A 16,063-nucleotide genomic window follows, 5' to 3' on the forward strand; every position below is an offset into this window, starting at 1 on the left:
ACTTCAGCCCGCCGCCTCGCGTCCGGTCGCTGCGTTCGCTGCCTTGGCGACCTGCACGCTCTGCAATACAGGCGCGACAGCGGTCTGATATTCGGGCACCCAGCGGCGCAGATCGCGGCGCACTTCGTCGTCCGACAACACGCGATGCTGCATCAGCCAGGGCAATAGCTCGTCGATGAACGCATCCGGCACGCCCCGCGCCTGCGCGATCCGCAGCTTCGGATGCGGCGTGCGCGTGGTGGTTTCGTCGTCGGCAAGGAGTTCTTCGTAGAGCTTTTCGCCGGGACGCAAGCCCGTGAACACGATGCGAATCTGCTCTTCGCTATAGCCGTAGAGCCGAATCAGGTCGCGCGCCAGATCGACGATCTTCACCGGCTGCCCCATGTCGAGAATGAAAATCTCGCCGCCCCGCCCCATGCTCGATGCCTGCAGCACGAGTTGCGCGGCCTCGGGAATGGTCATGAAGAAACGCGTAATTTCGGGATGCGTGACCGTGACAGGACCGCCCTTCGCGATCTGCTGCTGGAACTTCGGGATCACGCTGCCCGCGCTGCCGAGCACGTTGCCGAAGCGCACGGTCTCGAACTGCGTGCGCGGCGCGGTCTGCTGCAGCGCCTGACACGCCATTTCCGCGAGACGCTTGCTCGCGCCCATCACGTTGGTCGGGTTGACGGCCTTGTCGGTGGAAATGAGCACGAAATGGCGGACGTCGTGACGAATGGCCGCACGCGCGACGCGCAGCGTGCCGAGCACGTTGTTGCGCACGGCCTGCCACGCGTTCTGCTCCTCCATCAGCGGCACGTGCTTGTAGGCGGCGGCGTGGAAGACGATATGCGGCGTGAAGCGCGCCATGGTCTGATCGAGCAGCAGCGAATCCTTCGCGTCGCCGACGACCGGCACCACCGACAACTCCGGAAACCTCTCGTGCAGCTCTTCGATCAGGCGATACATCGCGTATTCGCTGAGATCGTAGGCAATGAGTTGCGCCGGCGAAAAGCGCAGGATCTGGCGGCACAGCTCGGAGCCGATCGACCCGCCCGCGCCCGTCACCATGACGACGCGACCGTGCAGCAATTGCTCGACGTGCGGCATGTCGATCTTGACAGGCTCGCGGCCCAGCAGGTCTTCGAGGTCGATCTGCCGCACGCGCGACAGGAAACCGCCCTCGCCCTGCGTCAACTGATTGAGCGCGGGCAGCACCATCACCTTGACGCCCGCGCGCACGCACAATGTGGCGACGCGGCGCTGTTCATCGACGGAAGCGGACGGAATTGCGATGATCGCGTAATCGGTCTTGTACTGCTCCGCGATCTTCGCCAAATCGCCGAACGAGCCGAGCACTTTGTGGCCGAGCACTTCGCGGCCTTGCTTGGAGGAATCGTCATCGAGCAGGCCGACGAGACGCCATTCCGACGAACGCGCCAGTTCGCGCGCGAGCATCGCGCCGGCCGTGCCCGCGCCGAGCACGATCACGGGCTTGCCCTGCCCGACCAGACCGCCATACAGATAAAACTCCTTCCCCGCGCGATACAGCGCACGCGCGCCGCCCATCGCGAGAAAGAGGAACAGCGGCTCGACGATCAGCACGGACCGCGGGATGACAGGAATCGGCTGCAGCAGCACCGCGCCGATCATCACGACGAGCGCGCCGACCACGACCGACTTCGAGATGCGCATCAGGTCCGGCAGGCTCGCGAACACCCACATGCCGCGATACAGCCCGAACACGCGGAACATCACGCCGTAGACGGGCAGCACCCAGATGAGCGCGACGAGCGCGCCGTGCTCGAACTCCGGCGGCACCGAACCGTTGAAGCGGATCAGGTAGGCGACGAGCCACGTCGCCGCCACCGAGAGAAGGTCGAAGGTGAAGGCGCCTGCGGAAAGCCACGAAGCCTTGAATCGAATCATCCGCGTACACCTCGAGATTGTTCGGATAGATGCGCCCGATGGCGCCGCCAGCTTGCATCGACGACGAGACCCGCCGCCACGAGCACGATGACCCACGTCGCGACCGCCGCCCACTGCCCCGCCGGCGACCACGCGAGCGCTCCGTTGGCGAGCGCGACGCCCGCGAGCATCAGCGCGTACCACGCGAGCGCGGTCCGCGCGTGGCCGGCGCCCATCTGCACCATGCGTTGATAATAGTGCTCGCGATGCGCCTGCCAGAACTTCTCGCCGCGCGCGAGCCGCCGCAGCAGCGTGACGGACGCATCCGCGATGAACGGCGCAAACACGAGCGCCGGGAACCACACCGGCCACGTACCTTTCAGCCAGCCCCAGTAACCGAATGCTCCTGCAAGGAATCCTAGGGGAATCGACCCCGAATCGCCTAGGAAAATCCGTGCCGGATGGAAATTGAAGAGCAGAAAGCCTGCCGCCGCCCCGGCGATCGCCGCGCTGGCGATGCCCAGATCGATTTGCGGCACCGGTCCCGAGAGCGCGGCGACGGCGTAACCGCCGAATCCGAACAGCGCCATGCCGCCCGCGAGGCCGTCGGAACCGTCCATGAAGTTGTAGAGATTGACGAGCCAGACCATCAGGAAGCCGACGGCCACGAGCGCCCACCACGGCGCCGGCGCGGGATTCAGCGCAATCAACAGCGCGACCGCGACGACGTGCGCGCCGAAGCGCACGCGCGCGGGCAAGCCGCGACGGTCATCGATCTGCGATACGGCGGCGAGCGCGGCGGCGAGGAGCGCGGCGAGCCACATCGAGCGCGTGAGCATCAACATGGCGATGACGCCGACCGGCACGATGCCCCATCCGCCGACGCGCGGCGTGGGACGCGTGTGCAGAGAACGATCGTTCGGAATGTCCGTGGCGAGCCGCCAGGCAAGCCCGGTGCGCAGCAGCAGGAACAGGATCAGCGCGCACGCCGCCAGCGATGCCGCCGCGACGCACAGTGCGGCGATCCAAGGCGAATCGACGACGAAGGGGGACAGCGGGGCACTCATTTCCCGGAATTGCCTACGTTTATGTTCTTTTGACTAGGCGAATCATGCCGGTTTCCGGCCGATCCGCGTGTTACTGCCGCCTTTCGGGTGTTACGGGACGTTAGCCTTTTTCCGAACGCTCCCGGTTCCTCAGAAACCACGCGGCGGTGGCAGCCAATCCCGCGTCGAGCGAGAACGGAGGGCGCCAGCCTAGCACATCCCGGATATGGGACGAATCCACGCACAAGCTGCCCGTAAGACGCTCGATCTGCGCCGTTTTGCCCGTCAGCCGCCCCGCCGCTTTCAGGATGCCGACTGGCACCGGAACCAGGCGCGCCGGCCGGTTCAGATGATGCCCGAGCCGGCGCGCGAGTTCGGCGACGCCGGGATCTTCGCCATCGGTGACGTGGAAGAGCTGGTTCGCGGCGCGCGGATGTGTCGCGCATTCGACGATCGCGCTCGCGAGGTTGTCGACGTAGACGAGGCTTCGTTGCGCCGTGACCGCGCCGATTGGCAGCGGGATGCCTTTCGCGATGGCGCGCATCAGCGCCAGAAAGTTCGCGCGCACTTCGGGGCCGTAGACGAGCGGCGGGCGCACGATCACGATCTCCAGCCCCGTGCGCGCGCCGAATTCCTGCAGCATGACTTCGGCTTCGGCTTTGGATACACCGTAGGGATCGGGCGGACGGCGTTCGTCGGTTTCGGTCAGCGGTCGGCCGTCGTCGAGTTCCGCGAGCGCCTTGATGCTGCTCACGAAGACGAAGCGCGTGGCGCCGGCGCTGTGCGCGGCGTCGGCGGTTTTGAGCGCGCCGTCGACGTTGACGGCGCGGAAAGCGGCGAGCGGATCGGCGGCGGCGTCGTTCATCACGTGGACGCGCGCGGCCAGATGGATCACGGATGCGCAGCCTTCGAAGACGGCGGGCGTGATGGCGTCGAGCGAGTTTATTCGGACGGAATGCGGGCCCGCGCTCTGACGAACGATGCCGAGCGGTTCCCTGCCCCCATCGAGCAAAGCGCGCGTGACCGCACGTCCGACGAAACCGTTCGCCCCCGTGATGCCGATGCGTTCGCTCATAGCCACTTCCATCCGAACCGGTTGAAGAACTTGTACGCCGACGCGATGAAGAGCTTGATGTGCGTCCAGCCCTTGCCCGCCGCGTCGCCGCCATGATGCAGCACGCGCACGGAAGGCACGTAGGCCACGCGCGCGACATCGTGTGCGCGCAGGCTCAGGTCGTAGTCTTCGAAGTAGAGGAAATAACGCGGGTCGAAACCGTTGAGCTGTTTCAGCACTTCGGTGCGGAACAGCATGAAACAGCCGCTGACGATGGGCGGTTCCCAGACGATGTTTCTATCGCCGATGACGTCGCGCATTTCGTATCTTGCCAGTCGCGCTTTGAATGGCTTTCTCAGGCTTCGCGGGAGGAAGCCGCGGATGAAGAGGTCGAAGACGGTCGGGTAGCGGCGGCAGAGGAACTGCTGGCTGCCGTCGTCTTCCAGGATGAACGGGGAAAGCAGGCCGACTTCCGGGTGCGCATCCATGAAGGCGATTGCCTGCACGAGCGCGTCGCTTTCCAGTTCGATGTCGGGGTTCAGGATCAGGTGGTAGCGGCTCGATGTGCGTTCGATGGCGAGGTTGTGGCCTCGGCCATAGCCGACGTTGCCCTGGCCTTCGATGACGTGCGTCTTAAGCGCCGTGTCGCCGGCAACCTCGGACAGGCTGAACCCTTCGTCCGTTCCGTTGTTGATCAGATACAGCGGCGCAGAGACGCTGAGATCCGCGGGAAACACACAATGCAACGCGTTATCGAGCGTTATCAGCGTGCGTTCAAGAAGCTGCCGATGCGGCCGGTACACAACGAGGGATACGCTTATCAATTGAGCTGAGCTTGCGCTGGCGTATTGGGAGTTCAACTGCATCCTTAGCGACTGAGTTCTGAACGCGCCACCCTACTGTCGGACGACGCAGCCGACATTTTCCCTGAAATGAGCCGCGCGTAGGAAATAATCAAACGCGGCTAATGCCGGCGGGATGGATGCGCCGCCCCTGTCGAAGCCTGCGAACCTCGGTATTTCCCACAAGGTGCTCGTCTCGACGCTCTTCCAAACGTTAGTCAATTTTTCCGCGGGGCAGATGCTTGGGGAGCAAGCAGCGTATGAAGGTTGTGGCTATGGCAAACGCACGGCCTGCTCTCTCTGATTGGCATAACGCGACTTTCACCGCGTCACCATCACGTTGAAAGAACGACGTCTGCCTCGGAGCTCCGATGTAGAGGGACGATTCTGAACAGGTGGACCCAACTGTTCAGATGGCGCCGAAATAGGTTGACGTACCAAGTCCCTCGACGTACTCGCTGCTTCAACGTCATCTCTTTTTCGGATCCTTTATTGTCGATCACAGCGACCAATACACCTGGCATATTCCGGTCATTCTTTTCGCAATTGGCATCTTCCCGGACCAGCAAGATGCCGCAGGTTCTAGCATAAGGTAGCTCCGGTGCGGTGACCGGTACGCATCGCTTCCCCTTTCACGATGAAATTGCACGCACAATGACTCCATCACTGGTGCACCACAAAACCTCCTGCAATCAACGACGCGGACATGCGTCGTTGTTATCAGCGTTTAACGCCGCAGCCCGCGCTCTCTCTTTGCTCTTCTCTAATAGCGTGCAGCGCAAATCCGTTAAATTAATGCGCCTGCGACTTTTGGATGCTGCTTCCGCGAGGGCCTGCGGAGCCTGAGTGCTGCTGGACACACGCGTGCTATGACTCGCAGTTCCCAACGAAAAGGAGGAGCGACTGAGGATACGTCCGCGCGGACGCCACCGATTAGCTTTGTATTTGTCACGACCGATCGCGATCTGTTCAAGCAATTTAGCCGGGGAGGGCTGCTTGCCAGTAAGCCCGCTCATCCGATAGCATGATCCCGACTGCAGTGAGCGACATACTGGACAAGTCGATGGCGAGGCATGCGCGGCGCTAAACCCGAAACGATCGTTATTCAATAACACACGTCACGTAAGCAGCAATGCCTAACGGCGACCCAATCGCACACTACGCAGCCACTCGGGATATCTGAGACTTCACGTGTAGCCAGATTGATAACTGCCGTTCGAGATATTTGCGAAATTTGCTGTCGCCATTGCGTGCAAAGGTAGTAACTGTATTGGTTGTCGCATGCCGCCAATGGCCGAAAATAAGCACAGTGTCGTTTCGCTTGAGCGAATGCAACCATTCAGCTTGATTGGTCCATGCCGTGGCGTGCGCGAGTTCTCCTACCATCGGGTCACGAGAATATGAGTGCACTGCAGACGACTTCATATGCAAAACATACAACGACCGACCATGTCTCTCGATAGTCTCAATATTGGCTACCGTGCCCACAAGCGTGACCGGAAAAGAAGTTGCAGTCTTACCGAGCCAACGATAGGCTGCGAGAAATCGCGCTTCCTCGTAATAGAAATCCTCCCAATTGACTGACATCCCATCGAAGACGAATTCGAGACGGTCTCTAAGACCGGAATTGCTCGCACACAAACTTCGAAGTTCTATCACTCGCTTCGCCGCGTTAATGTACGCCGACAGAAAACGGCGGGAGTCGCTTGAAAAGAACGCACTGCCGTCTCCTGCCATATCGGCCTTGCGAGATATTTTCGGACGCTTTGAAAGCTTGTCCACGTCGCGTATATCAGCGATTGCGAGCAGACGAAAACGATATTGTCCGCGTTCGATGGCCTGCAAAAGACCGAACGAACGACGCGCAATGATTTTCAGTTGCTCCTCGACATTGAACATGCACCGCGTGTTATGCGCCACCTTCGGAAACAAGCGGAAATACGCCTTGACCGTGCAGGCTTTGCCCCGACTCTCGCGTGCGTGCTGCGGAACGTAACTGACGGGCGCGCTGCAATTCACACATCTCAACGGCGGAGGCTCTTGGAGAGAACCGATCGTCTCGGCGGAGACTTCTTGCCCATCCATTGTTCTAGCCACCCACATTCTTGCAGCCATCTTTTTCCCTCCTTGTTCGTTCGCGAAACACGGTGAAGACCATGCAATGACGCGATGATTTGATGCCACTTCCTTTTCCTTCAGCGCCGGCGAGTCAACCCTGGCGTCTCTGCGTGCACTGACCCCAAGACGGAATCACGGGGCGGATACGAAAGTGCGGGCGACGGGTCGCTTGGTGAAGCCTCGGCTGGCACCTTCCGAAAGCGACCGCGCTAGCCCGGCGTCCATCTTTTTCCGCGCGATGCTGTTTTTGCGGTAGGGTCGCGTCGGTGCTCTTCGGTTGTGGCAGCGGTGACGGTGATGAGCGTCCCGTTGCCGACGGACACCGCTCGTCAACAACGACAACTGAATTCGTGGGCACCGGAGGCACCCTCGCCCTTGCACCTCAATGTGCGTCGGTCTTCTAATCCCTGCCCTCGTAGGCCGGGCAAAGCAGAGCATCCCGGTTTAAGTACGCCGACGACCGAGGCGGGACAACGCCTTAGAGATTGACGTTGAGAAGATTCTTTCGCGGGAGCAACGAAGCGCGCACTGCGGCGTAGGGCCCGACGGCTATGACGACCGGAATTCTCAGCAAGACGTGAGTGCCCCGATTCATTGGACCCGTAAGTGGCGCGAGCGGAATCGCCAGTCGTTAATGAGGCAGACCACGCCAAGCGGCGTGGTCTGCACAAACAACGTCGATCGACTTTGAAATCAACGTCGCGTCGACGAACGGCCGAACCACTGCTACGAAGAAGCCAATAAGGCAAGCTTCAGCATCATCGTCACGTCGATTCGTGATCACCCGGAAAGCACATATGTCCGATGATGAACAGAGCCGCGGACGTGACGCAAAGCAACGCGGTTTCAACGATGACACCTGCGTCCCAGTCCTTGCTTGACTGAACGAGGTAGCACGCGCCGATCAACGAAAAGGCACTCAGCATATGGGCGAAGCGCCGGTTGAGTCGCCGTTGAGCGCGATTGGGAGTTGCGACACTTTTCAGCGTCGTGACTAGACGCTCACCGAAAGGCAGCTTGGCCCCCACCGCAAATTCGCCGTCGGGGGCGCCTGTCACGCGATAGATGACGCCGTCTACCGAAACTCGAATCGACGTGCGGTGCTCTGTCTTTTCGAGCTCGGTAAGCATCGCGCTCAAGCGCGGCGGCAGCAAAATCCCGGATGACGCCTGAACGACAACGCGGTCGGTCAGGATCAAGCCACCTGCATAGCGGACTTCTAGTACGGCGAGTTTCATAAAGCCTCCTTGGCTAAGAAAGTAGCGGCCTTCGGCGGTTTGCCAGGCCAGACTACGGTGGTGAAATAGGACAGCGGTGGATCGTGCGCGACGCATAACTGATCGCGCAGCGAACCAGCGTGGCGCGCGAGATGCTGAAAACGGATGACGAGCAACGTCCTGCGACCACGGGTGCGCAGGGGTGGCCGTCGAACAGATAACTGTGTTGGTGCGAGACAACGGCTTCGTTCCGGCCGCAAGCGCGCTTGTCTTGCACGGAAACACGAAGGACGACGCGACGGGGGACCAGCGCTCGTTACAACGATGGGAAACGGTGGCGGGTCGCTCAATGAACTCGCGTGCGAGCCGGGACTGCAATTGCCCCGAGCCGCCAGGTATAAAAGGAGTGGCAAGCGCGCGTCAGCCGTGCGCTTGGCTAAGGTCGATGCGTGAATACGCGGTGGGTGCAACGAATATAGCGCGCCCATTGGAAGGTTTCCGCTCGAAAGCTTCGTAAAAACGGCGTCTTTCCAGTCTGATGGCGGATATCGATTTCACGGAGCGGGCAGCTCAGGCGGCGGTTGCCGTTCGAGCGCGATAGAGATCGGTGTGCCCGACGCTGCGCCACGGACAACGTTCGAGGGTTGGCTCCGGTTTAACGTGGCGGGCGCGCTGCGATATAACGAAACAGCGATTCCGGGTACCGGTATCACGGGCGCGAGCGCCCGCGAGAGCAAAGCCAGTCGATATGGCAAGCGAGGTTGTCCACATCTAAATAGCGCCGGTGCGTTGCGCGGAAGCGGTTCAACCTCGTGCGCACGAAGTAGTGCACGTCTGGCAAGGTCAAGACGCCATCCGGCACGGTCGGATGCAGGCTGCCGCCCGCTTCGCCTAGAACGGCGATACTCTCGACCGGACAGTCGTGCTGAGACAGCACCGACCGCAAATGCCGCACGGCCGGCTTCGCTCGGCGCAGCGGCGACGTATGAATCGTCACGTCGCCACGGTCATCGACGACGGCCAGTTCATCTTCGTTGGTTCCCGGTTTGACCAGGCCTGTCCAGTGGAGGTGGTTCACGACGAACACGCCAAACGGTGTGATCGCGAGGCAATCAACCTGCGTTGTTGGATTCTTGGTGCCCGGCGCGTGTTCGAGCTCGATTGCATGGCGCACATGCGCTCGGCCATCGCACGCATGCTGAAAGATCGGCGCAATGCGCATCAGCAACGCGCGGCTCACGCGTGGACGGTTTTTCGCTGCGTTGGTCGCGTCTTTCCTTGTCCTGCGGGAATGGCTGAAGGTTTCGTCAGCGGCGCTGGCCGTCTCGTTCGGTAGGTCGTGCGTCGGCATTCGGTCTTGGTCGTGCTTTCTCATTTGGTCTCTCGGCTTTCGTTGATGGGGGTGACTTCTAAGGGAAGTCATCGCATGCCACTGCGATCTCATTTGCAAGTCAGGCCGCCAACCGCGCGGCCACCTCTGGCGGCATAGCTCGACCGAGCATCATTGAGTGAGGCGAGCGGTAATGGGCGAATAAGAAGGTGGGTAGGTTGCGCTACGAGAACACCGCCAGGCGAACCTACGCGCATTGACACTCGTGCGGCTCGCTCTCCAGCAGCAAGCTTCGCAATGCCGCGATGCGTTGCTGCTGAGTTGGGATGAGGCAAGTCTTTTGCTTGATGCGCTCGAGCCGTGCGAGCCAATACGACTGAGGCAGGTAGGCATGTAAAGACGCGCCGTGCGCGCCAGCGACGTGACGAATCACCGCTTCAAGATGTCGGATTTCGGCGTCCGCGCATCGTGCGGGCAGACGCACCGTTGGGGACGGGATGCTGAGGGCAGACGGACCTGTTGATCGAGGTAGGCCTTGCCGGAGGGGATGCTTGCGCGCTGCGTGCACTGGGGTGCGAGTGCGTTCGCGTTCGGACGTGTGTTCGATCGAACCGCGAGCATGGGTCGGCGCCGCTCGCTGGGCGGAATGCGCGCGGCAGGAACGTTTTTGTATTGGCATGTCTGCACTCATCTCGTTGGGACAAATCCAGCATGCCTGCTAGTTCACGATGTCAAGGCATAGGGACGGCATGGGACCGGATTTCGGTCCCGGGGTTCGCCTCCAATACCTTCAGCCTGCGACGGCTCCGCCGCGCTCGGCGGTCGCCCACGTGTATAAGACGTCGCTTTACCACCCGCGCCGGCGCAAGGTTGGTTTGCGCTTGCATGGAACTTTAGTTATCAGTCGACGCACCAGCCGTCATTACCATTCGTAATCTAACTAACAAGTCCGCCAAAGCGATGTGTGGCGGCCCGTTCTAGCCATCTCCGTGATGCGAGTTTCGCCGACTAGCGCTCACGCTCAACACAAGAACAAAGCGTCGGTTGAGTCAAGTCGCCGCTGCGCGACGTTGGGGGTTACAACGCTACGGCACACTGGAGCGTCGCACGGAATCGCTCGCGAAACTTCAGGCGGAACCCTGCATTCGCCGCCAAACAGAATGACTTCACCGCTCGTGACGATGGAATGCGTCGGCGGAATCGAGTATTCGTTGGCGGGCCGCCACAGCCCTACTTGCAAGCGCTGAGCAGCAGGTCGGTCATTTCGGTGCGCTCAAAGTTCCAGCCCTTGCAATATGCTGCGTTCCGACGGATGCGGAAGAAGTGTCCGAGTTCCTTCGTCGTAACAAGCGACGTCGGCAGCCCGCGAACCAATGTGCAGCGCTCGTCGTCAAAGACGGCGAGCGCCTCAATCGAACCTGGGAAGTCGGCGAAAAGCGCTCGAAGGAAGCCCACCACCGCCATCGTGCATCTTAACGGCGATCGGTAACGGCGGATGCCGCCGGTTGCGTCTTGCACTATCAGACTATGCTGATCTTCGCCGCGGCTGACGAAACCATCGCACTCCATCCGGCTGATGACAAACACACCAATGCCGGTCACCACCACGAAGTCTGCTTGAGCCACGGGACCAGTCATCCCTTGCGACGTCATGACCGTAAGCTGTTGAACAATGTGGGCATGGTCAGCACCAAGCGATGACATGACATCGCCCAATTTTCTAGTGAACGTTTCAATCTTTCGTTGTCGTTCCTGTAGCGTTGTATCGCTTGCGTTTCCCTTCGGTTGGCCGAGCAGGGCCCGCGTGGGGATGAAGGGCGCATCGTGCCAGTAACCACAGGTCGGGCATTGCTCTTGAATACTCGTCTTTCTAGATAGTGACATGGGAGGTACTCGCTGGGTTGCAGAGTCTGTCGGATTCCGCCGTTGAAGCAATGAGGCCTTCTATTACGTGGCGGGCCGAGCTGATATGTGACAGCACGGGTCAATGCTTACCCTGCATTGGTCTGTTGCAACACGCTCGCAATCGCCGGTATATGCCTTCCGTATCGACTCGCCGATAGAAACCGCGCATCTGCTCTTCCTTAACTCTCAAGAAGTGCTGTAGCTCGCACAGCTTCAACATGTTGAGCGGGAGCGTCTTTGCGAGTTGACAGGCGGGGTTGTCAAAGATGGTGACGGCCTCGACGGGAAATGCCAAATCTCTGAGGACGAGCTTAAGCGCGCCCGCAACGGGGGTGGGATCTTGGTAGCTGAAAACTTCTCGATTGCCCAGTCCGTGGCTTGCGCCGAGTTCCCCACGCTGCTCGTCGCTGGTGATGAGTCCGCTGGCGCTGATGCGAGCAATGACGAACAGTCCGAAGGAGGTCACGAGGACGCTATCGGCGCGCATCACTGGAGTAGCAGACGGCCGACCTACAAACACGCTCAATTCCTCTTCCAGAACAAAGTCGTCTCTTAGGAGACGAAAGAGGATGCCGTTCAGGTGATGTGCGAAGTCAATGTAGCTGTGCCGTTTCGCAGTCAATTCGTCGAGGTTACCTAGATATCCCCGGTAACCAAGGCGTAAATGTATGGCCTTGGAGAGTTCGTCGCTTCTTTGGTGATCACAGTGCTCGCACACATGCATTGGTACTACCTCCTTTTTAGTCGTCCGCTACACCCCGTGATGAAACCGGGTGCAGCTCAGCACTGAAGATAGTAGAGGGCGTCAGTCGAGCGATTACGGACAATGGTGACGAATTTAATATCTCTTTCCCTCACGCGACCATAATATCGATCGCAAAAAGGTGGTTTCCCACGAATGCGGCCTTTCGTCGATTTCGGTCGGTGTGGCCGAGCGACTATCGCCGGGACGCGGAAACCGTCGCCAGAGAGCGTTAAGCAGCACGGCCGGCATGTTGCGCGTTGTGTCTGTCGCCGGCCTTGCGGCGGTGGTGACATTCGACGTTGAACTCGAAGATCGTCGAGTGATGCACAAGCCGGTCGTGTTCCCCGACCCCGGCATGACGGTGGCCGCCATCGTCAGAAGACCTTTTCGCTCGTTCCTCTCAGCAATCAGCTCGAACAGAACGCTGGTCTTCAGCTGATCCTTGCGGGCGTACGAAAGATCGTCGAGGATGATCAAATCAAAGCGATCGAGCTTGGCCAGCGCGGAAGGCAACTGCAGGCTCTGGCGCGCGGCCTGCAGTTTCTGGACGAGCTCGCTGGTACGCAGGAACAGCGCGCGGTAGCCGACGTCGATTGCGATTCAGTACGTGTCGTTCGATGCGTCGCTTCGCGCTTGGCGCTTGGCGCGTTCGGCCAGCTCGTGCTCATCCAGTGCGCCGAGCAGGCGTGTGGCCGGCAAGCCTTCCTTATCCGTGCGCTCGGCGAACTCACGCCATAACCTGCTGATCGTTGGCAAGCGTAGCTCGTTGAGCATCAGGGCCAGCCGGCCACCATCATGCGGGGGCGCGTTCATGGGGCCATCGCCCGGAGCAGTTTCTCATAGACGGCAACGGGCGGCATCTGAACCTCCACCTCAGGGCACCGGGCCTCACGGGGTGCGTACTGCTCACGAAGCGCTTTGAGATCGGGAAGCTCGCCGGCTCCGAGCAACGCATCATCCTGCCCGGCTGGTACCGCCTCCACGCCGTGCTGGCCTGTGAGCTCAAGCAGGCCGACCATCGTCTTGCATGCGTCGCGTTGTGACAGGCGGGCATCGAGTTATTCCCAGCTTCTGCGGTACGCCTCGCGCGGGAACAGCGCGTCGCGAAACGCGAGCTCCTTCAATCCCTGGAGTTTGCGCTTTAGGGAGTCAATGAAGTGGCGGTAATCAAGCGCGTGGCGGTTGTCGTGCGCACGTGAGCCGCGAGCGGTGCTGTGGACAGAACGCCGGACACGTACAGTCGAGGCGATCGCCGTTGCACGCCTCAGCCGGTGGCCCCTCAGGCGCGCCCGCACACCGCAAGTATTGCGGGCCCGACTTTTAGGGCGAGCAACGCTCTCCGGAGAGCGTCCCACTGCGTTGCCCGGGCAATTCAACCCGTTGATCCGTATAGGAAATCCGCTTGTTACAAAATGCGCCGGATATTCACACCCCCCTTATTCGGCTCACTTTTCGCCATGCGGAATGGCGGTTGCGCGGCATGGATCCGGCTGTTCATGGCGATTACAACGGCATGACACGCTGGAACAGGCGGCGGGCCTCGGTACTTTCGCCGCCAAAGGAAGTCGCCGACCGTTCCTCGCTTAACCGAGATCTCACAATGTAAAAAGTGTGCCGGATAAGGGGGATGTAAATATTCGGCACGTTTTCTAACGGGCCGATTTCCCATAGGAACCAACGGGTTGCCATTTCCTGCACCGATGGTGGGACGCTCTCCGGAGAGCGTTACTCGACGCTAAAGTGCGGGCCCGCAGTGTTGCGCCGCTATGACAAGATCCAGTTGGCTAGACACGAAACACGTCGTCCGAAGCCGGCGCCGTCGAAGGTCCGGTCTGTCTTGGCTATGCTAGTCCACCCAAGTTTCTGGGCAGCGGACGTGGATGAGTGTAGTGACGAGGTAGTCGCACAGTTGCATCACCACAGTCGTCGCGGGTCGAAGAGGTTCGGACCCGCGCGATCGCATGGTCACCCTCGTCCCGGAAAAAGCGTGCACTTTGGCCGGGCAACTCGTGCGACTACCGCGAAAGACGACGAGCGACGCGGTGTAGGCTAGCGCACGGCGTCTGCCTCGCTTGCGCAGGGAATTGTTTCGATGACCGTTCATCGAAACAAGCGTCGACCCTCGACTTTCGCCCGATATGCGAAATCCGTCGCCACTGATGACGACTGCCATGTCGCCCATGGCGACGGTAACCCTATTCAGCAAGCAGTGAAAGCTGGTCCGGCGTGGCGTTGCTGATCGTCTGAGCCAACCGTGGCCCTTGGAGGAACTCGTTAGGCGCGGATGTTACCGGTGCTTCGATCTCGCCGGCGTTTGCAGGCGTAACAGTCGGCAAAGGACCGCCTTTTGCAAGTAACCGATAAAGCGCCTGCCTTGAAATTCTCAGGCGCTTTGCGGCCTCTGATTTGACGCCGTTCGCCGCATCAAGAGCGGCGATCGCCTGCTCGAAGCTCACCACAGGTCGCGACAGGCGCTCCGCCGTCGCGAAGGTTGAGATGTAGGCTGTCGCCTTCGATGCCAGGCTATGCCCCGCGGCTTCGACCAGCTGTTGCATGGCCCTTTGGTGAAGTTCCGGATCGGGCCGATGATCAGGCAGTTTGATCGGTGCCGGCACCCCGGTTATAGCCTCGTACATCTTCTGGAGGTAAGCGTGGCGCAGTCCGTGAACCGTGACGCCCAAGCCACTACGCGTGATGCCCTCCTTCTGGAGAACGTGGTAGAAATGGCGGTACCACCGCTTGAGCGACCATGGCTCCGGAATCATTGAACCGGTGCGCGGATTCGCGAGCCTCGCTGCACGGATGAGGACTTCGTATTGCCATTCAGCATCGATCGGCACGAGCCGGGGCCTGCCGCCCTTCGTACCATCGATGACGTGCAAGTGGCCCGAAACGCGCAGGCATTGCAGTGGACGCAGAAGCATGCTTTCTTGCGCGCGCAAGCCGAACGTCGCTTGCAGTTCGACTTGAATGGCGACCCACCGATCATGCTCGCAGAGCCGGGAGATCACTTCGTTGACGTCAACGTTAGCCGCCTCCCAGGATTTATCTTCCTGCGCGACGTAATAGCGGCGATAACCGTCGGGCCGCTTGATGTAGTCATCGACCGTGCCCACGAGCTGGTGCTTTTTCATCCAGGCGGCGAGCGTGCGCCAGTAGGTCAGTTTGTTTTCGACCGTGCCGGGCGCCTGGTCTTTTTCCGCGACCCAAAGCTTCACGAGAAACGCGATGTGCTTTTCGGAAAGGTTCCAAGGCGACTGTAGAGCGAAGCCGCCCTTTCGCAGTTCGCGAAAGCCGGCGATCAGATGCCGTACGCGATAGGTCTGCGTCTTGATGGAGATTGCGTTAGACGTGACGCGCGTCGTGCTGTGGGGTTTCGATAGGTGCCGATTGAAGAGTTCGGCGAGCTCTTTGGTGAGCCGCTGAGGCAGCCCTGCATTGTCCAACAGGGGTAAAAAGTTGAATTGGATCTTCATGACCGTCGCATCAAAAGCGACGTTCTCACCTATCAGAAGAACGTCCCGGGTTGTTGGAATACTGCACGCTTTGCTTTCCGGGATCTTAGAGATCAGATTTTCGATTCACCCGGCGCAGGGAAGCACTGCCGCCTGATGATCCATGCGCCGGACGAACCGATGCACGGCTACTTGACCGCAGGCGTAAGCCCGTCGAGCCAAGCAATTCCTTTTGCGCTTTTTGGTATCGGCAGCGCGAGCCGACAAAATGGGATATAGAAATCCGCACTCAGGGTGCAAGTGATTTCCCGTCTTGCGAGCTTGTTCATCACGATCGCCTCGATTTGGAACCGCGCGATTCAAGCTTGGCGAGAGTCGCCCTCGACGAAAGGCATAGGTGACGTTCGCACTGTCCGTGCGAAGTTGTTCTCAGACGATGCGAAACTGCGTTTCGCTTGGAA

Annotated in this window: 12 protein-coding genes; all 12 read right to left on the bottom strand. The window is 60.3% G+C overall.

The annotated features are described in order from the left end of the window. Positions 1-3: 3 nt before the first annotated feature. The gene (locus AWB72_RS16595) at positions 4-1,911 is read right to left on the bottom strand and encodes a polysaccharide biosynthesis protein (protein ID WP_087128310.1); all 1,908 of its coding nucleotides are present in this window, start codon (positions 1,909-1,911) and stop codon (positions 4-6) included. Beyond that, positions 1,908-2,957 carry an MraY family glycosyltransferase gene (locus tag AWB72_RS16600; RefSeq protein WP_087128312.1) on the bottom strand — a complete coding sequence of 350 codons (1,050 nt, stop codon included), beginning with the start codon at positions 2,955-2,957 and terminating at the stop codon, positions 1,908-1,910. The genes AWB72_RS16595 and AWB72_RS16600 overlap by 4 nt, the downstream gene beginning before the upstream one ends. A gap of 100 nt (positions 2,958-3,057) precedes the next feature. Continuing rightward, positions 3,058-4,011 (bottom strand): UDP-glucose 4-epimerase family protein, encoded by a 954-nt coding sequence (locus tag AWB72_RS16605; protein ID WP_087128313.1) that lies wholly within the window; start codon positions 4,009-4,011, stop codon positions 3,058-3,060. After that, entirely contained in the window at positions 4,008-4,856 is an 849-nt protein-coding gene (locus AWB72_RS16610; protein ID WP_087128315.1) for a glycosyltransferase family 2 protein, read from the bottom strand. The genes AWB72_RS16605 and AWB72_RS16610 overlap by 4 nt, the downstream gene beginning before the upstream one ends. Positions 4,857-5,990: 1,134 nt before the next feature. After that, positions 5,991-7,016, bottom strand: coding sequence for a hypothetical protein (locus AWB72_RS16615; protein WP_159459372.1), 1,026 nt, complete (start codon positions 7,014-7,016; stop codon positions 5,991-5,993). A 698-nt stretch (positions 7,017-7,714) separates the two neighbouring features. Then, positions 7,715-8,188 carry a hypothetical protein gene (locus AWB72_RS16620; protein ID WP_087128318.1) on the bottom strand — a complete coding sequence of 158 codons (474 nt, stop codon included), beginning with the start codon at positions 8,186-8,188 and terminating at the stop codon, positions 7,715-7,717. 688 nt (positions 8,189-8,876) lie between these two features. Beyond that, positions 8,877-9,542, bottom strand: coding sequence for a nuclease-related domain-containing protein (locus AWB72_RS16625; RefSeq protein ID WP_159459373.1), 666 nt, complete (start codon positions 9,540-9,542; stop codon positions 8,877-8,879). Between the two features lie 1,185 nt (positions 9,543-10,727). After that, the gene (locus tag AWB72_RS16630) at positions 10,728-11,381 is read right to left on the bottom strand and encodes a hypothetical protein (RefSeq protein WP_143754635.1); all 654 of its coding nucleotides are present in this window, start codon (positions 11,379-11,381) and stop codon (positions 10,728-10,730) included. A gap of 100 nt (positions 11,382-11,481) precedes the next feature. After that, positions 11,482-12,126: a hypothetical protein gene (locus AWB72_RS16635; RefSeq protein WP_143754636.1), complete on the bottom strand. Its 645-nt coding sequence runs from the start codon at positions 12,124-12,126 to the stop codon at positions 11,482-11,484. A gap of 114 nt (positions 12,127-12,240) precedes the next feature. Beyond that, positions 12,241-12,747 (bottom strand): ATP-binding protein, encoded by a 507-nt coding sequence (locus AWB72_RS29680; protein ID WP_342065765.1) that lies wholly within the window; start codon positions 12,745-12,747, stop codon positions 12,241-12,243. Then, entirely contained in the window at positions 12,748-12,960 is a 213-nt protein-coding gene (locus AWB72_RS29430) for a P-loop NTPase family protein (protein ID WP_244285653.1), read from the bottom strand. It abuts the gene before it with no gap. A 1,382-nt stretch (positions 12,961-14,342) separates the two neighbouring features. Then, positions 14,343-15,623: an integrase domain-containing protein gene (locus AWB72_RS16650; protein ID WP_244285654.1), complete on the bottom strand. Its 1,281-nt coding sequence runs from the start codon at positions 15,621-15,623 to the stop codon at positions 14,343-14,345. Positions 15,624-16,063 lie beyond the last annotated feature (440 nt).

This window comes from Caballeronia concitans (genome assembly GCF_001544615.1).
GTDB lineage: Bacteria > Pseudomonadota > Gammaproteobacteria > Burkholderiales > Burkholderiaceae > Caballeronia > Caballeronia concitans.

Bases quoted from the DNA above. Each gene is read 5' to 3' on its own strand.
- AWB72_RS16610 (WP_087128315.1), bottom strand. From the start codon at position 4,856: ATGCAGTTGAACTCCCAATACGCCAGCGCAAGCTCAGCTCAATTGATA.
- AWB72_RS16605 (WP_087128313.1), bottom strand. From the start codon at position 4,011: ATGAGCGAACGCATCGGCATCACGGGGGCGAACGGTTTCGTCGGACGT.
- AWB72_RS16635 (WP_143754636.1), bottom strand. From the start codon at position 12,126: ATGCATGTGTGCGAGCACTGTGATCACCAAAGAAGCGACGAACTCTCC.
- AWB72_RS16620 (WP_087128318.1), bottom strand. From the start codon at position 8,188: ATGAAACTCGCCGTACTAGAAGTCCGCTATGCAGGTGGCTTGATCCTG.
- AWB72_RS16600 (WP_087128312.1), bottom strand. From the start codon at position 2,957: ATGAGTGCCCCGCTGTCCCCCTTCGTCGTCGATTCGCCTTGGATCGCC.
- AWB72_RS16625 (WP_159459373.1), bottom strand. From the start codon at position 9,542: ATGAGAAAGCACGACCAAGACCGAATGCCGACGCACGACCTACCGAAC.
- AWB72_RS16595 (WP_087128310.1), bottom strand. From the start codon at position 1,911: ATGATTCGATTCAAGGCTTCGTGGCTTTCCGCAGGCGCCTTCACCTTC.
- AWB72_RS29430 (WP_244285653.1), bottom strand. From the start codon at position 12,960: ATGAACGCGCCCCCGCATGATGGTGGCCGGCTGGCCCTGATGCTCAAC.
- AWB72_RS16630 (WP_143754635.1), bottom strand. From the start codon at position 11,381: ATGTCACTATCTAGAAAGACGAGTATTCAAGAGCAATGCCCGACCTGT.
- AWB72_RS16650 (WP_244285654.1), bottom strand. From the start codon at position 15,623: ATGAAGATCCAATTCAACTTTTTACCCCTGTTGGACAATGCAGGGCTG.